14 protein-coding genes are annotated in these 16,123 nt (G+C 65.6%); all 14 read right to left on the bottom strand.

Annotated features, from left to right (window positions below; translation table 11 throughout):
• Entirely contained in the window at positions 1-1,131 is a 1,131-nt protein-coding gene (locus BMW87_RS29810) for an iron-containing alcohol dehydrogenase (RefSeq protein ID WP_093081229.1), read from the bottom strand.
• Positions 1,132-1,254: 123 nt separating this feature from the next.
• Positions 1,255-2,178, bottom strand: coding sequence for a LysR substrate-binding domain-containing protein (locus tag BMW87_RS29805; protein ID WP_093081227.1), 924 nt, complete (start codon positions 2,176-2,178; stop codon positions 1,255-1,257).
• 101 nt (positions 2,179-2,279) lie between these two features.
• On the bottom strand, positions 2,280-2,909 hold the full coding sequence (gene wrbA, locus BMW87_RS29800) for an NAD(P)H:quinone oxidoreductase (protein ID WP_093081224.1): 630 nt from the start codon (positions 2,907-2,909) through the stop codon (positions 2,280-2,282).
• A 50-nt stretch (positions 2,910-2,959) separates the two neighbouring features.
• The gene (locus BMW87_RS29795; protein ID WP_093081222.1) at positions 2,960-3,910 is read right to left on the bottom strand and encodes a ring-cleaving dioxygenase; all 951 of its coding nucleotides are present in this window, start codon (positions 3,908-3,910) and stop codon (positions 2,960-2,962) included.
• A 31-nt stretch (positions 3,911-3,941) separates the two neighbouring features.
• Complete coding sequence (locus BMW87_RS29790) at positions 3,942-4,622, bottom strand: nitroreductase (protein ID WP_093081313.1); 681 nt, start codon at positions 4,620-4,622, stop codon at positions 3,942-3,944.
• 168 nt (positions 4,623-4,790) lie between these two features.
• Positions 4,791-5,693 (bottom strand): tryptophan 2,3-dioxygenase, encoded by a 903-nt coding sequence (locus BMW87_RS29785; protein WP_093081219.1) that lies wholly within the window; start codon positions 5,691-5,693, stop codon positions 4,791-4,793.
• A 29-nt stretch (positions 5,694-5,722) separates the two neighbouring features.
• Positions 5,723-7,120 (bottom strand): amidase, encoded by a 1,398-nt coding sequence (locus tag BMW87_RS29780; protein WP_093081217.1) that lies wholly within the window; start codon positions 7,118-7,120, stop codon positions 5,723-5,725.
• Positions 7,121-7,240: 120 nt separating this feature from the next.
• Complete coding sequence (locus BMW87_RS29775) at positions 7,241-8,290, bottom strand: glutathione S-transferase family protein (protein WP_093081214.1); 1,050 nt, start codon at positions 8,288-8,290, stop codon at positions 7,241-7,243.
• Between the two features lie 220 nt (positions 8,291-8,510).
• Positions 8,511-9,134 carry a glutathione S-transferase family protein gene (locus BMW87_RS29770; RefSeq protein WP_093081212.1) on the bottom strand — a complete coding sequence of 208 codons (624 nt, stop codon included), beginning with the start codon at positions 9,132-9,134 and terminating at the stop codon, positions 8,511-8,513.
• 146 nt (positions 9,135-9,280) lie between these two features.
• Positions 9,281-9,982 (bottom strand): dienelactone hydrolase family protein, encoded by a 702-nt coding sequence (locus BMW87_RS29765; RefSeq protein WP_093081209.1) that lies wholly within the window; start codon positions 9,980-9,982, stop codon positions 9,281-9,283.
• Positions 9,983-10,002: 20 nt separating this feature from the next.
• Positions 10,003-10,866 carry a hypothetical protein gene (locus BMW87_RS29760; protein WP_093081207.1) on the bottom strand — a complete coding sequence of 288 codons (864 nt, stop codon included), beginning with the start codon at positions 10,864-10,866 and terminating at the stop codon, positions 10,003-10,005.
• A 36-nt stretch (positions 10,867-10,902) separates the two neighbouring features.
• Positions 10,903-11,868 carry an alpha/beta fold hydrolase gene (locus BMW87_RS29755; RefSeq protein WP_093081204.1) on the bottom strand — a complete coding sequence of 322 codons (966 nt, stop codon included), beginning with the start codon at positions 11,866-11,868 and terminating at the stop codon, positions 10,903-10,905.
• Between the two features lie 119 nt (positions 11,869-11,987).
• Positions 11,988-13,031 (bottom strand): LysR family transcriptional regulator, encoded by a 1,044-nt coding sequence (locus tag BMW87_RS29750; RefSeq protein ID WP_093081202.1) that lies wholly within the window; start codon positions 13,029-13,031, stop codon positions 11,988-11,990.
• A gap of 166 nt (positions 13,032-13,197) precedes the next feature.
• Positions 13,198-16,068 (bottom strand): ATP-binding protein, encoded by a 2,871-nt coding sequence (locus BMW87_RS29745; RefSeq protein WP_093081199.1) that lies wholly within the window; start codon positions 16,066-16,068, stop codon positions 13,198-13,200.
• Positions 16,069-16,123 lie beyond the last annotated feature (55 nt).

Below are 16,123 nucleotides of genomic sequence, written 5' to 3'. Positions count from 1 at the left end.
TCACCAGAGGCTCTCGAGCAGCGCGTCGAGCTTGACACTCGCGTTGTTGCCCAGGTCGGCCACTTCATTGGGGTAGTTCTTCTTCAGCAGACGGGCGACCTCGGGGAGCTTGGCCCGGTCGAGATCGAAGGCGCCGATGCGGTCGGGCAAGCCGAGCGACTTCACCACCTCCGAAATGCTGTCGGCCAACTGTGTGGCGGCATCCGCGTCGCGCGAAGCGCCGGCACGGTCCGCAATGAAGGTGCCGAGCTTGTCGCCGTAGAAATCCGAGCAGGCGCGAATCACCGGTGCCAGCGTGATGCAGGAAGTCGCGCTGTGCGGCAGGCCGAAGGTGCCGCCCAGGATGTGGCCGATGCGGTGGCTCAGGCCGTAGATGACCGACGCGGGCGAGAAGTAGCACTGCCAGGCTGCCAGTTGGAGCTGCAGCAGGTCGTCGGGCGTCACAAGCCCCTTGCCCAGCGCCTCGCGCGTGGTCATGGCCTGCGGCCACTTCCGCAGCACCGTCATGAACCGCGCAAGTCCGCTCGCCGCCATGATCGCGTGCGGATGCTCCTTCGTGACTTTGCGCATGCCCTCCACCGCATGGTCCATGCCCTTGATGGCGGACGACAGCAGCAGCGCGCGTGGCGTGTCGAACACGAGCACGGGGTCGATCACGACCACCTTGGGCACCGTCTCGCGCACCGCGTAGCTGCGCTTGAATTTCTCTGGACCATCCGTCTCGGTGATGCCGAAATAGTGAGAGAACTCGGAGCCCGAGAGCGTCGTCGGCAGTGCCGCGATGGGCAGGTAGCGTCCCGTCTTTTCATGGTGCAGGTAGGACACGGCCTTGGCCGCATCGAGCACCGAGCCGCCGCCCAGCGCCACGATCGACTCCGCCCCGGCGTGAAAACAGGCGTCGAGGCCGGCTTGCACTGCCACGTCCGGCACGTGCGCTGGCAGTTCCATGAAGCTGCCCACGGCCTGCTTCAGGTTGGGCCGCACGCAATCCTGGTAGAGCTTTGTCAGCGGCTCGACGGTGAACGTCATCGGCCGATGGATACCGTGCTCGCCGAGCCGTGCCACGGCGGCTTGCAAGATGTGCTGGCCCCAGAAAATGCCGTCTTGCGGCAAGCAATTCAAATGATTCATCTCGATCGGCCTTGTGGAAGTCAAGGCCGAAAAGATAGGTCGTTCACCCGCAGCTCACAAGCCGCTTTCTGCCGGATGCAGCGTTCATGTTCGTGGACGACGCGGCATGGTCGCTCGGCCGCTTCACTCGAAGCTGCGGGGGTGGTCGAAGGCCGTGACGACCGGCATTTCCACGGCTAGGAAATCGACCAGCGAACGTACCGCGGGAAGCAGCCCGGTGCGAAACGGAATCAGCGCCGAGATGCGGGCATCCGCCGCCGACCAGTCGGGCAGGAGTTGCTGCAAGGTTCCGTCCCTCAGCTCCGACCTGCAGATATAGCCCGGGAGTGCGGTGATGCCCAGGCTCGCGCAGGCCGCCTCCTTGAGCGCGACCATGTTGTTGCTCTGAAAGCGCGGGTCGATGGGCATGACGAGCTCCTCGTCGTTCGGCCCCTTCAGCTGCCACTGCTGCGTCCCGTTGCGCACCATCGCGATGGTGGCGTGCTGTGCAAGGTCCGCAGGGCTTTCGGGCACGCCCCTTTGCGCGAGGTAACCGGGACTGGCGAACAGGTACCAGGGAACGTTGGCAAGGGCGCGCTGCACCAGCGTGGAGTTCTGCAGCGATGCCGTGTGCCCGCGTATCGCAAGATCGAAGCCTTCGCCCACAATGTCCACGTACCGGTCCGTCGCAATCTCCACCACGCGCACCTTCGGATACCTGTTCATGAAGACGGGAAGAATCTCGCGGAGGGCGAACTGCGCAATCTCCACGGCCGTGGTCAGCCGGATCACGCCGCTGGGTTCGGCCAGGCGCTGGCGCACCGCTTCTTCGGCGACGTCGGAGCTGTGCAGCATCGCGACCGCGTACTGGTAGAACTCCTTGCCGATGTCGGTCATGCCGAATTGGCGGGAGGTTCGGTTGAGGAGCCGCACGCCCAGGTAACCCTCGAGCTCCTGGACGCGGTGGCTCAGTGTCGACTTCGGTAGGCGAAGGGCCGACCCGGCTGCCGTGAAGCCTCCGCGATCGACGACTTGGACGAAATAGAAGACATCCTTCAGATCCAGCATCGCAGTCCTGGTGAGAGAGCAGGGAGGCCGCGCAGCAACAGCAGCAGCGACAGCGCTGTTACCGAGGATAGCGCTGCAACTCTCTGATCGCTATCCCCGTATCAGGCTGCTTCCGCCACCGGCTGCGCCATGCGTAGCGACCGCGCCACCGACGCGACGCGCCGGCCCTGGTAAGTCGCCACGGCAAGGTCCTCGGCGCCCGGCATCACCGAGTCCCTGTTCGAGACGTGGGTCGCGCCATAGGGCGTGCCTGCCGCGAACATCGCCGGATCGGCATAACCCAGCGGCACGATGATCAGGCCCAGGTGCGCCATCGGGCCGTAGAGCGACAGCAGCGTTGCCTCGTTGCCGCCATGCCTGGAAGACGTCGAGCCGAACACCGAGCCGGCCTTGCCGTTGAGCTTGCCCTGGAACCAGAGGCCGCCGAGCGAGTCGATGTAGGCCTTGAGTTCGGCGGCAATGGAGCCGAAGCGTGTCGGCGTGCCGAAGACGATCGCATCCGCCCACTCGGCGTCCGCCTCGGTCGGGGCTTCGTATTTGGCGTTCATTTCGCTGGCCCGCTCGGACCACTCGGGCACCTGGCGCATGACCTCCGGTGCGACGAATTCCCGCGCGCGGCGGAGCCGGACTTCCGCGCCTTCGGCCATGGCGCCTTGCGCGACGGCCTTGGCGAGAAGCTCGGTGGAGCTGTTGCGGGAATAGAAAGCGATGAGAACCTTGGGTTTGGACATGGGTTGACCTGTGTGGGAAGCAAACAAAGAAGAAGACGACTTGCGCGCGCTCAGACGGCAATGGGTTCCAGGCGAGCGAGCAGCTCGTCCTTGCGGTCGCGCAGCCATGGCGGCAGCTGGAACTCGGCGCCGAAATGGCCCGGCTTTTCGTCGATGGCAAAGCCGATGTCGGTGGTCGCAGCCTCGAACATGACGCCGCCCGGCATCTTGAAATACATCGAGCGGAAGTAGTTGCGGTTGACGGATTCGGAGGTGTCAATGTGACCCATCGACATCAGCTTTTCCTTGATCTGCATCTGCTGATCGACGCTGTCCACCGCGAAGGCCACGTGATGGATCGTGCCTTCGCCGTAGATGGACGAGCCCTGCAGGCGGTCGGGCTCATGCACGAATTCGACGATGGTGCCGGGCTTGCCGTCGGCGGTTTCGAAACGATGGTGCGGGCCGGATTGGCCGGCGTAGTGGAAGTCCAGTGCCTCCTTCATGAAGATGATGGATTCATCGACCTCGCGCAGCGACAGCGTGATGCTGTGCACGCCACGGATCGCGAATTGCGCCGGAATGTCGTCTGCAACGCAGGGCGGGCGCGTGTCCTGATCGGAGGCCACCAAGTCGAACTCAATGCCGCATGGGTGCTGAAAGCGCTGGCGCTGCTCACCGAAGCGCTCGACGACGGCCTTGTCGAAGATCACGTCGCGGGCGCTAAAGCGGTCGCGCCAGAAGTCCAGCGAGCCCGCCGGCACCGAGTAGTTGATGACCTTGATCTGGCCCGAGCCGCGGCGCCCCTTCACGCCTTTCTGCTTGAAGGGGAACGAGGTGACCAGCGTGCCGGCGTCGCCTTGTGCATTGCCGTAGTAGAGGTGGTAGACCGGCTCCTCGCCGTCCAGCAGCACCGTTTTCTTGACCAGGCTCTGGCCCAGCAGCTTCACGTAAAAATCCACGTCTTCCTGCGCGCCGCTGACGCAGGCCGTTAGGTGATGAAAGCCTTTGATGATCGACATGTGAGTACCCTTGTGTGAGTGCGGTTGGTGACTATTGAGCGAACGAGGCGAATTGCTCGACCGGTGTTTTATGCAAGGTCATGCAGTTCTCCGGCATGCCGTTGTTGGCCCAGCCCATCGACATGCCGGCAATCACCATCTCGCCCTGGGGAATGCCCAGCTCGGCGCGCAGCACATGGTGTTGCAGCGACCAGATCTGCTGCGGGCAGGTGTCCAGGCCCCGGGCCTTGGCGGCCAGCATGATGTTCTGGAGGAAGCAGCCATAGCAGAGAAAACTGGCCCATTCGAGGCGGCGGTCCATCGTGAAGATGATCCCGACTGGTGCGTCGAAGAAAAGGAACTGGCGCTCCACGTCGCGCAGGCGCCCGGTCTTGTCGCTGCGGTGCACGCCCTGCGCATCGCCGAGCTGGCCGCGAAAGGTGTTGAAGCGGCTCGCATACGGGTCGTGCAGTGGCTGGGGAAAGAACGGGTATTCCGGTGCCAGCGTCGCATGGTTGGCGCGGAATTCCGCGACCGCTGCTTTGGTAACGCGGTCGCGGGTTTCGCCGGTCACGACATAGCAGCGCCAGGGCTGTGTGTTGCTCGAGCTGGGAGCATGGCTCGCGGTCGACAGGATGTCTTTCACCGTGTCGAGCGGAACGGGCCGCTCGAGAAAGCCGCGCTTGCTGCGTCGCTCCCGGATGATGTCGTCGATGGCCGGTGTTGCATTCATTTCCAGAATCTCCATCAGTAGGTTGGCTGACAAGGTTGTCTCTCAAGAATTGGTTTTGTAATTAACTGGATAGCGCGAAGCCGAGGGAAATCGTAGGTACGCCACGGATGCCTGAGAAGACCTTGCTTCTTGCACGCTCGGTCCGGGAATCGCGAACGATCGGGAAATTCATTTCCCTTGCCTAGTCATGTGCGGACACACGGGCGGCGGATCTCCAATGAAGGTGCGCGCCGACCAGAGTTCGGGGAACGGGATCTCTTCCATCGTCGGTGCGAGCCAAGCGACGCCCTCGGTGCCGAAGTACGCGGGACGCGCGCCGAAGGTTCGTCGCGTTGCCATCAGGTGCCGGAATTTCCAGTTGCAGAACCCCTCGGCAATGTCGGCCAGGGTCTCGCCGAGCTGCTGGAGTTCGATGTTCGCGTTCGGGTCGGCGTAGATCTGGCGCCAGACCTGCTCGACTTCCTTGCTCGGGTTGTAGGGAGCGCTCAGATCTCGCGCGAGCACCTCCGCCGGCACGCTCATCCCCCTGCGCCGGAGGAAGGCAAGCACGTCGTCGTAGAGACTGGGTTCGGCGAGCGCCTTGCCGAGCTGTTCCCGGCGGTGGGGTTGCGGTTCGAAGTGCTGCAGGTGCTCGGCCTGCTTGATGCCCAGCAGGTAGACCATGTGCCGATAGGTCCACCCCTGCAGCGCCGTGTCCTTGCCGTGCGTGGCGACGGCGCGCGAAAGAATCGCGAGCAGGTCGTTCGGCGTCATCCAGGCGATCGAGCGCCAGATCGCGTCCAGCGGCGCTTGGTGCGCGACGACCCGCAGCAGCGTGCGCCAGGCCTGCGTCAGGTTGTCCTCGCGCAGGAACGCTTGGGCCGTGTGGATCTCCTTGATGATGAGCATCCAGTAGAGCTCGGACACCTGCACGTGAACGATCCACGCGTGTTCGCCCGGATGGTCGCTGACGGTGCGCTGCAGCGAGTGCAACGTGTCGGTCTGTATCCATGCGCTGTAGGGTGTCTGGCCGGCGGCCGTGCCGGGAGGCGCAGGACGTTCGGCGTTTTGAAGGGTGGGTGTGTCGTTCACTTGGTGCTCCTGGTTGTGTTGGGGGTCTGTCAGCGTGTCGGGTGGATTGAGTGGGTCGCGGACACCGGGCGCAGTAGCTGTTCCATCTGCTGCGCGGTCTGCAAGAGGGCCGCATCGTGGCCGGGCTTCGCCACGATCTGCAGAGCTGCGGGCAGCAAGCCGTCGCGGGCTGCGAGAGGGATCGAGATCGCCGGGAAGCCCGCGACATTGAAGGGCGCGGTGTAGGTCATCAGTGCCTCCCGGACCGTGCCCGACCAGGTGCCGATATCGATCGAGGCCTGGCTCACCCGCGGCGCGGTGCAGGGACAGGTCGGCAGCACGAGGCAATCGACCGCCGACATCGCGCGATGCAGCCGGGCGGTGAAGTCGCGCCGCGATTGATGCGCGCGTGCGTAGTCGCCCAGCGTCATCGTCTTGGCACGTTCCAGCCGTTCGATGGTCTCGCGGCCGTAATCGGCTGCGATGCGATCGGCGTCGCTTCGCCTGAAGTGCTCGGCGCCGCCTTCGGTCAGGACGATGTGTGCGAAGGCCTCGAAGACACTGTCGAACAGCCCTGGCGCATCGAGCGTGGTGCAAGCGAAGACCCCTTCGAGTGTTGCGACGGCGGCGTCGAACGCGGCGGCGACCTCGTCGCTCAACGGCACGGGCGCGATCTCGCGGATGATGCCCAGGCGTGCGTGTGGATGTGCGGCGTTTCGCGGCACCTCGATGCGGAAGGCGTTCGCGAGCATCGCGATATCGTCGACGGTCTCGCCAAGAAAGCCGGGATGGTCCAGCGTCGGGGCCAGCGGAAAGATGCCCCGCGTGGACAGCGCGCCGAAGGTCGGCTTGAAGCCGACGACTCCGCACAGCGCGGCCGGAATCCGCACCGATCCGCCGGTGTCCGTGCCCAGGCCGGCCGCCACAGCACCGTAGGCGATGGCCGCGGCTGCACCGCCGCTGGAGCCACCGGGAATGCGCGTGCGGTCCAGCGGGTTCAGCGCATCGCCGAAAGCGGCGCTGGCCGTAGTCACGCCCCATGCGAATTCGTGCGTGGTCGTTTTGCCGATGGGAATGGCGCCGCGCTCGATCAATGCGCGCACGACGTCGGCGTCTACGGTCGGAACGTGCCCCAGGTAGGCGGCCGAGCCGTAACTGGTCTCGATGCCTTCGGTGTCGATCAGGTCCTTCACGCCGATGGCTAGTCCCTCCAGCGGCCGTTGCCGGCCTTGCGCATAGCGTCGTTCGCTTTCCGCCGCAGCCCGCAGTGCGCCGTCCCAATCGATGGCAGCGAATGCATGCAGCTCGCGCTTGCCGGCCTCTGCCGCATCGAGCGCCTGCTCGATCAGGCCGGAGACGGTGATGCGCCGCGTGGCAAGAGCCTCGAGCGCGCGGCGAAGACCGGGGGCGCTTGGGACTACGCGGGTTGGCTGGCGAACGGCATTCAAGGCTTGGCTCCGTGTTCACGAAAAGCAGGATGAAGTCGCCCGCCATCACGACGTGACGGGTGACCGGATCGGTGGCTAAAGATGCGGCGGGCGGCAGGTGCGCGCCATGCCGCGGAAAAATCAGGCGACGGCTTCGGCCGTGCAGTCCGCTACGGCATCCATGTAGCGGGAGTGCGGCATCGAATCGAGCGACGCCCGGATCGCTTCCTTGCACAGCGAAGGCCGCTTGGCCAGCACGTTGAAATAGCGCGTAACGTGGGGCAGTGCGTCCCACATCGACGCCAGCCCGAGATAGTTCAGGCGCACAAGGTTCACACCCCAGAGCACGTCCGCGAGCGAGAAGCTGTGCCCCCTTGTGCAGCCGAACGAACCCGCGGCCAAGTCGCGTTCCAGGTCGCTCAGCAACTGCCCCGTCTGCTGGCGCGCAGCACGCTGGAAGGCCGCGTCATGGCACACCTTCTTGCCGCCGCTTTCCTTCGCGATCTTGGCGCGGTAGGCGGCCACCAGCTCGGGTTCGCCCGCGTTGTCGGCCACCAGGCGCTCGAGCGCCATGACCTTGTAGTCGTAGACCGTCTGCATCGACGCCTTGAGCACCTCGGGCCGCAGGTCCGCATCCGGATGAAAGCCGTAGAGCAGGGCGCCATTGGGAACCCTGTCGACGATGCCGACCTGGCGCATCACCTCGGCGCGCGCAGCGGGCGCGTCGGGAACGAGCTGGAGCGGCGTGCGCGATACGCCATCGAGGTAGATGCAGATGCGCTGCGAATCGGCAATCACGCGGCCGGCCTCGTAATCGACGAGCAGTGGCACGACGCAGGGGTCGAAGCCTTCGGTCTCCACCGAGGTCCGTCCGCTGTAGCCGCTGACGAATTCCCGGTTCAACTCGCGCGCAGCGACCAGGCGCAACCGGATGTAGGCGGGGCTGTAGTGTTCGGCCGGGATCAAACCCTCGCTTCCCATGGTGCTCAGGATCAGCATGTCGTTGGAGCGGTACGAAAGCGCTTTCTCGTGCAGCACCGTGCGCACCTTCTGCGAGCACAGCGAGCTCGCCGCATGGAAGAGTTCGAACCTCGGTTCCGGGAGCCGGCCCACGAGGGTGATGCGGGAAGGGTCCGCAATGGCAGCGCGCGCGGCGGCGGTCATTTCGATCAGGGAGGCACGACTCGTCATCACATTCCTCTTCAGCCTGCGCGGCAGGCACACCAGCCAACAACAATGAGGGGGTTTGCGTCCGGTCCGGTTCAAGATGGACGCAGGCAAATCGTAGGGAGTCCGCTGGGGGTTGAGAAGGCGTCGGCGCTTGTACGCACGGTCCCGGAAATTCGAACGATCCATGGCGCAGCCGCGGCGACCGCAGGGCCGTCACGTCGAAGCTCGATGCAGGCGCGGGTCAGGCGTTGGCCGCAGGGCCGTCTTCGGGAATCAGGCGCACCCAGCCGCGCTGCTTCTGCACGCGCGCCACCCAGTCGCGAATGCCGGTGAAGCGCGCCATGTCGTAGCCGCCTTGCCCGGCCAATGCAACATAGGCCGAGACGGCGAGGTCGGCGATGGTGTAGTGCTCGCCCACGAGCCATGTGCGCACGAGCAGCCACTGGTCTAGTTTTTCGAGGCTCGGGTATCCGTCGGCATGGAACCTGTCGATGTCTTGCTGCCTGGCCTGTGCAAGGCCGCGCAAATGAAGTACGCGCGGGATGGCGATGGCTTTCTGCAGGTCGGCCTGCTCGAAGAAAAGCCAGGCCGTGACTTCGGCCCGCAGGTACGGGTCGTCGGGCAGGTAGGGCGTGCCCTCGGCGAGATGCAGCAGGATCGCGCCCGATTCGACGATCGGGCGACCGTCTTCCAGCACGAGAACCGGCACGCGCGCGAACCGGCTGATCTGGAGAAATGCTGGTTCGCGGGTTTCGCCTTTCTGCAGGTCCAGCGTGATGCGTTCGTAGGCCAACCCCAACTGGCTCAGCAGGATGCGAATTTTCCATGAGTTGCCCGATAGACGACTGTCGTAGAGACGCAGCATGGTTGACTCCTTCAAGTGAGGCCCGCGGGACCGGAACCGGAATGTCAGTCCGGCCCTGAAGACTCGCCGCCATGGCGAAGCCGTCTCGCGCCGTCCGCCGATTTTCACCTTGGAAAGCCATTGCTGCCGACGGCCCCGCCGGAGCCTCAGTCGCCTTGCAAATGCAGTGCCAGGAAGGCGGCTGTCCTGCCGTTGGCCAGAGCGGCTGCTTCGGCGTCGTAGCTGATGCCGCGATGGCGTGCAAAGGCGTGGTCGCAACCGGGATAGCTGTAGGCCTGCGCCTGCGGATGGTTCGCCAGGGCGGACGAAATCTTCCGCTGCGCATCGACCGGGATGTATTCGTCCTTCTCCGCCAGATGAACGATCAGCGGGCTGGCGATGCGGCTCGCCTCCCCGATGTATTTGTCCGCGTTTCCGGGGTAGTAGCCGACCACCGCATCGGCGCCTGCGCGCGCGGCCGTGAGGAAGGCCAACAGGCCACCGAGACAGTAGCCGACGACACCGACCCTGCCCGTGGCACCCGGCGTGCCGCGGGCGGCGTTCACGACGGCGGCGATGTCGTTCACACCGGCATCGATGTCGAAGGCGTTGTACAGCGCCAGGGCCTGCGCACGCTCCGGCTCCGTCCGGTCGGTGAGTTCGACGGCCGGGGCGATCCGCCAGAACAGGTCGGGGCAGACGGCCAGGTAGCCTTGCGCCGCAAGCTCGTCGCACGACTGGCGCATGTCGGTATTGACGCCGAAGACTTCGTGGACGACGACGATGACCGGCGCGGGGAGCTTCTGCGGACGTGCGACGTACGAAGGGATGTTCCCGCCGGGCGTGGTGATTTGCAGCGTGTCGTGCATTGGTTTTCCTTGGAGCCTTCTCAGGCGTTGAGCCAGAAGGCGACGTTGCGCACGTACTGCTTCGTCGAGCGCAGCGCTTCGGAAAAGCGGACGATCCCGTCCCCGGCGGGCTCAGCCACGAAGGAGGGACAGCCGGCCGAGGGGTCCCAGTTGTAGTCCGCGAAGTGGTGGAAGGTCGACTGCGCAATCGCCCTGCCGCCGTGCTCCGAGCGCTCGAACGCGACCGCAATGTTGTAGCGCCTGCCGGAGATCGAGCTCTGTCCTTCCATGACGACGCGGCAACTCGAATCGCCGGGCGGTACCCCGACGGTGCCTTCATGCGGATGCGCGGGCAGGTACTGGATCACGCCGGTCGCCGAGCGCCTGTCACGCATCACCGGATGGATGCTGCCAACCGAGCGGATGCGCTGGTAGTCGCCATTGGCGCCCGAGTGGTAATTGGGCCAGGAGATCGGGCCCGAGAACGGGTTGTCAAGGCGCTGGCGATTGGTCTCGGGCTCGCAGTTACGGCTGTGGAAGTGGTGCGCGGCGCCAACGCCGCTGAGGTTGCAGATCGAACTGCCCAGGTCCATGTGGTCGCGCGTGACCATGAGGCCGCCGCCGCGATGGCGGAATCGGCTGATGCTCGCGCAATCTTCCGGCGTCAGGCCGTCGCCGGTATCGACGGCAAAGAGCCAGAGCTGGTCGAAGTCCGATTCATCCAGCGTCGACAGCACCGGATCGGGCGTCGCCCGCGGGGTGCGGTCTCGCGCGGTCACGCGGAAGGCGGGCCGACCGTTGTCGTCCTGCAGCTGCGAGAGAAACGAACCGAGCTGACTGAAGCGCGAAATGTTCCAGTCGTCCGGGTCTCCTTCGATCGTGGTTTGCAGCAATAGATTCAGCATGGTGCAAGGGCGGGGTCAGTCGGTCGTGTACGCGGTTCAGCTTTTGAGAAAGGCAAGCAGGTCTGCATTGATCTTGTCCTGCATCGTGGCGGTGAGCCCGTGCGGCGCGCCGGGGTAGTAGATCGCCTTGGCGCCCTTGACGAGCTGCACGGACTTCTTCGCCGAGTCGTGGATGGGCACGATCTGGTCGTCCTCGCCATGCATGATCAGCGTGGGCACATCGATCTTCTTCAGGTCTTCGGTGAAGTCGGTTTCGGAGAAGGCCTTGATGCACTCGTAGGAATTCTTCTGGCCGCATTGCATGCTCCAAAGCCAGAACTGGTCGAGGATGCCCTGCGACACCTTCGCACCTGGGCGGTTGGCGCCGAAGAACGGGATGGCGAAATCCTTGTAGAACTGCGAGCGGTCGCCGGCCACCCCAGCGCGAAGGCCGTCGAACACCTCGATCGGCAGGCCTTCGGGGTTCGCCACCGACTTCAGCATGACCGGCGGCACTGCGCCGATGAGCACCGCCTTGGCCACCCGCTTGCTGCCGTGGCGTCCGATGTAGCGCGCCACCTCGCCGCCGCCGGTGGAATGGCCGACCATCGTGGCCTTCTTCAGGTCGAGTGCCTCGAAGAGAACTGCAAGGTCGTCGGCGTAGCCGTTCATGTGGTTGCCCGATGACGACTGGCTCGAGCGGCCATGCCCGCGCCGGTCGTGCGCGATGACGCGGAATCCATTGCGCGCCAGGAAGAGCATCTGTCCGTCCCATGCGTCGGCGTTGAGCGGCCATCCGTGGGAAAAGGTGACGACGGGACCTTCGCCCCAGTCTTTGTAGTAGATCTGCGTGCCATCAGGGGTCGTGATGGTGTTGTTTGTCTTGGAAGCGCCTGGGGGTTGGGTCGAGCTGCGAGTTGTTGCGCCGGCTGCCTCCTGCATGCCGAACGCGAGGGTTCCGGTGGCGACGGCGGCGCCGGTCGCCATCAGGTGTCGGCGCGAAAGGTTCTGTGTGGTCTTCATGGTTTCCTGCGGTTGAAATTGAAACGTCGGACCACGGTGCGCGAGTGCTGCGGAAGAGGCCGTGGAACGGTTGAAATGCTAGGTTCGCCCAGGGTGCGGGGGTAGGCCCGCGCAGGGACTCATGCTGTTGTCGCGTCGGCACCAATCCCGATGTCGGTCTGCTGCTTCGGGCTGAGGTCGGTGAGGCAATCCAGGTCGGCCGCGCGGATCTTCAGCGTCATGAAGTCGATGAACACGCGCATGCGTGAAGGCAGGTGCTGCCGGCTCAGGTAGCAGATGTAGTGCCCGCTATCGTCGGGTGCGTATTGGGTCAGGCAGGGAACCAAGGCACCCGTCCTTAGCGATTCGCAGGACAGGTACCCTGGCAGTTGGGCGATGCCATGGCCGTCGAGTACGGCTTGCAGCACCAGGTCTGCGTCGTTGTAAGTGAGCTTGGCCTGTGGCACGAGCTTGCGTGGCTGGCCTCCGACCTTGAACTCCCACTCGGAGATGCGGCCGGATGAAAAGCGAAAGTTGATGCACTCGTGCTGGGCCAGCGCTTCCACGGTGGCGGGCAGCCCGTGGGCTTCCTGGTAGGCGGGGGAGGCGCACAGCATCAACTGCATGGGGATGATCTGCTTGGCGATGATCTGGGCGTCTTCCATGCGGCCGTTGCGAAACGCGATGTCCACGCGGTCCGAGGTGAAGTCGGTTGGCTTGTCGTTCAGCAACAGGTCGATGGTGACTTCCGGGTAGGTGGCGCGAAATTCGCCCAGCAGGGGCGCGACCACCCGGCGGCCGAACCCGACCGCGGCATTGATGCGCAGATGCCCGCGGGGCGGGCCTTGCCGCAGGTCACGCATTTCTTCCACCGCCTGGACGATCCGGTCGACCCCGGTGTGGCAGTTGGCGTAGAAGAGGTCGCCCTCGCGCGTGAGCGTGGTGCTTCGCGTGGTGCGCAAGAAGAGCCGGACATTCAGCTGGTCTTCCAGCTTCTGAACGCTGCGGCTCACCGCGGAACGGCCGATGCCCAGGCGATCCGCGGCCCGTGCGAAGCTGCCTTCCGTGACGACGGCGATGAAGGCGACCACCCCCGCATAGCTGGTGGCGAAACTGGAGGCCAGCGGGTCCGCGCGTGGCGCGAGGGGGATGGAAGAGGGGGAGGGGAGGGCAGAGGTTGTCATGAGTCGGCTTCTCGGTTCGAGGGATCAGGGGTCCTGAATCCCCCCATGAAAGCGAAGCGGCCACTCTGCGCGCAAAGCCATGCCGGGGCCAGTTAAGCCCTGTCAAGGTTTGTTATGGCCGGCCATCCGGCGCTGTACCCATGCGCCTGATGCCGTGCGGCGTCCTTCAGGGTCGGGAGAGCTCGCTTCGCAGTGCACGGGCTTGCGCAAGTCCCGGGTGCTCGCCGCAAGGCGCAGCGCGCCGGCAGACCTCATCCAGCAGTGCGAGGGCGTCCTTCGCCTTGCCCAGGCGCACCCACAGCCTGGCAATGCTGGCCGCCGCACGAAACTCCCACCCCAGTGCGCCTTGCTCCCTGGCGGTGTCGACGGCGCGCCGGTAATAAGCCTCGGCCTCATCGTCCAGTCCGCGCAGCTCGGAGCGTCGGCCTGCAGCCCGCCAGGTCTCGGCCGCGCTCCATTGGCCATGTCCGGAGCCGGCCCGCGCGATCGTCTCGTCGTCGATCCAGTCGGCGCAGAAAGTCACCAGCATTTCTTTGCGAGGCGCATCGAACGCGTCGAGTTGCTGCGCGACCTGGCGAACATGGCGGTCCCGGTCGTCCGCGGTCGACGCCTGCAGCCCCAGCGCATAGCAGTGCGCCCACTGGTGCCAGTACACCAGGCCTCTGCGCTCGGTCTCGTCCAGCAGCATGCGAACCCATTTGCGCGCCAATTCGAGCTCGCCGGACCACAGGGCGACGGGGCATGTGCCGAACAGCGCGAAACACAGCGACAGCGCATTGCCGCCGGCCTCGGCGAGAGCCACCGCGCGGGTGGCTGTGGCCATGGCCTTCGCCGCGTCGCCCTGGAGCCAGAGCGTGCGGGCCAGCAAGGCGTTCGATGCGACGGCGGCATCGACCTGGAACAGGTTGACGGGCGTCTGACGCACCGTTTCGCCGACAAGTATCGCCGCCTGGGCGCCGGCACTCGCCGCAGCAAAATCCCCGCAGAAGTGGCTTGCGAGCGCCGTCATTCGATGCGCCAGGTTGAGCGCGGCGGGATCGGCAGTCGATTGCGCGAACTCGAACAGCACCTGCGCGTGGTGCAGCGCGGCCGCGTACTCGCCGCGAATCGCGTGCAGCACGCAGATGCCCCAGCGGGCCTGAAGCTCCAGCACGACCGATCTGGCCGAGATGGCGACGGCAAGCGCCCGATCGTAGGCGGCGCCCATTTCCGGGACCGGTCCCCGGGTGTGCCACAGTGCGTTGCCCAGTGCGATCTGCAGCCAGGCCTCTGTCTCTGTGTCCGTGCCCGGCTGTTGCGCGAGGCACGCGAGCGCGGCGATGACCCGGTCGCGGTACTCCTCGACCTGCGAGACGTGAAACCACAAGGGCGCTGAAGCGATGGTGAGCGCGGCACCGGTCTCCCAGTCGTCCTGCTGCGCCAGGCAGGCGTCCAGTGCGCTGCGCACATCGTCCAACCGGTGCGCGTAGCGCGCGTTCCAGGCTTGACCGGTGAGCTCGCCCGAATCCGAGGTCGCGGCGCTCATCAGCTCGCGCATGAGGAGCGCATGGCGCCGCCGCAGCGCCGGGCCCTCGTCGGTTTGCGCGAGAAGTGCGGCGGCATAGCTTCGCGTCGTATCGAGCAGCCGGTAGGGCGCGATGGCGTCGCTGTTGTCGAACGACACCAGCGACTTGTTGGCCAGCGAGATCAACGCATCGAACGCCACTTCGGGGTCCATGTCCGCGCGGGTGACGCTCAGCGCCGACTCGACATCGAAGCGTCCCCGGAAGACCGAGAGCCGGCGAAAGAGCCGCAGTTCCGCGTCGTCCAGCAGTGCGATGCTCCAGTCCAGCGCCGCGGCGAGTGTGCTGTGCCGGGGCAGAACTGCTCTACTGCCTGCGGAGTAGAGCCGCATGTGGTCGTTCAGCCGGAATGCAAGATCGCCGATCGGTTGGACGCCCAGGCGTGCTGCGACCAGTTCGATGGCCAGCGGAATGCCGTCCATCTGCCGGGTGATCGCGGCGAGCAACTGGCCATCGGAATCCTCGAACGCGCGGGCTCCCACGGCCTTTGCACGCTCGACCAGGAGCTCGACCGCCGGCGACGCCATGGCTTCGACGAGGTCCGCACATTCAGGGCCGGGCACCGCGAGCGGCGACAGCCGCTCGACGTGTTCTCCCTCGATGCGAATTGCCTCCCGGCTGGTTGCGAGGATGCGCAAGCCGGGCAGGGCGCCGAGCAGCTCGGTGAGGAGCAGCGCCAGTTCATCGAGCGTGTGCTCGCAGTTATCGATCAGCAGGAGCACATCGCGGTCCGCCAGCCGCTGGAGGATGGCGCGCGTCGTGTCGGCGGTGTCCGCCGGCGCGCCGAGCGACCGTGCCACCGTGCTCGCCAGATGGGCCTGCGAGACCAGTGGCGAGAGATCGATGAAGGCCAACTGCATGGCCGTGCGTTCTGCATGGCATTCGGCCGCATGGATGGCGACACGGGTCTTCCCGATGCCACCGGCGCCGACGATGGTGACCAGCCGGCGCGTGTCGAGTGCCGCCAGCACGCGCGCCAAATCGGCGTCGCGGCCCACGAGGCGGGTGAGGCGCTCCGGCAGCTTCGCGAAAGACGGTGCGGGCAGTGCCATCGCCGGCAATCGATCTTGAGGTGGCCTGCCAACCTGCTCGCGAAAAACTGTTCCATTGAACCGGTAGCCGCGCAGGGGAATGTTCGAAATCCATTCCTTGCAGTTGTCCCCGTCTTGCGGCTCTCCCAAGGCCTTGCGAAGCGCGGAGATGTGGACCCGGACACTGGACTCCTCGACCACCACGCCGGCCCACACGGCGGCGAGCAGCTCGTCCTTGCCCACGATGTCGCCCCCGCGCCTGAGCAGTTGCAGCAGCAACTCGAACGAACGGGAGCCCAGGCGCACGCTCTGCCCGAGTCTTTCGAGCCGGCGCTGGGTCTCCCACACGATGAATGCGCCGAAGCGCCAGCGGACCTCGCCCGGTCCTTGCGCGGCGCCGGCATGCGCCTGCGATGGCGTGGCGCGAGCCGCGATGTCATACATGTCACCCACTGGCGGACTCCTGCAATGCTGGCGCTCCAGCCAGGCCCGCGCAGCG

Origin of the sequence: Variovorax sp. OV084, assembly GCF_900111625.1 — a bacterium.
Taxonomy (GTDB): Bacteria; Pseudomonadota; Gammaproteobacteria; order Burkholderiales; family Burkholderiaceae_C; genus Variovorax.
Note: the sequence above shows the minus strand (reverse complement) of the source record. Positions and strands in the feature narration are given on the sequence as shown.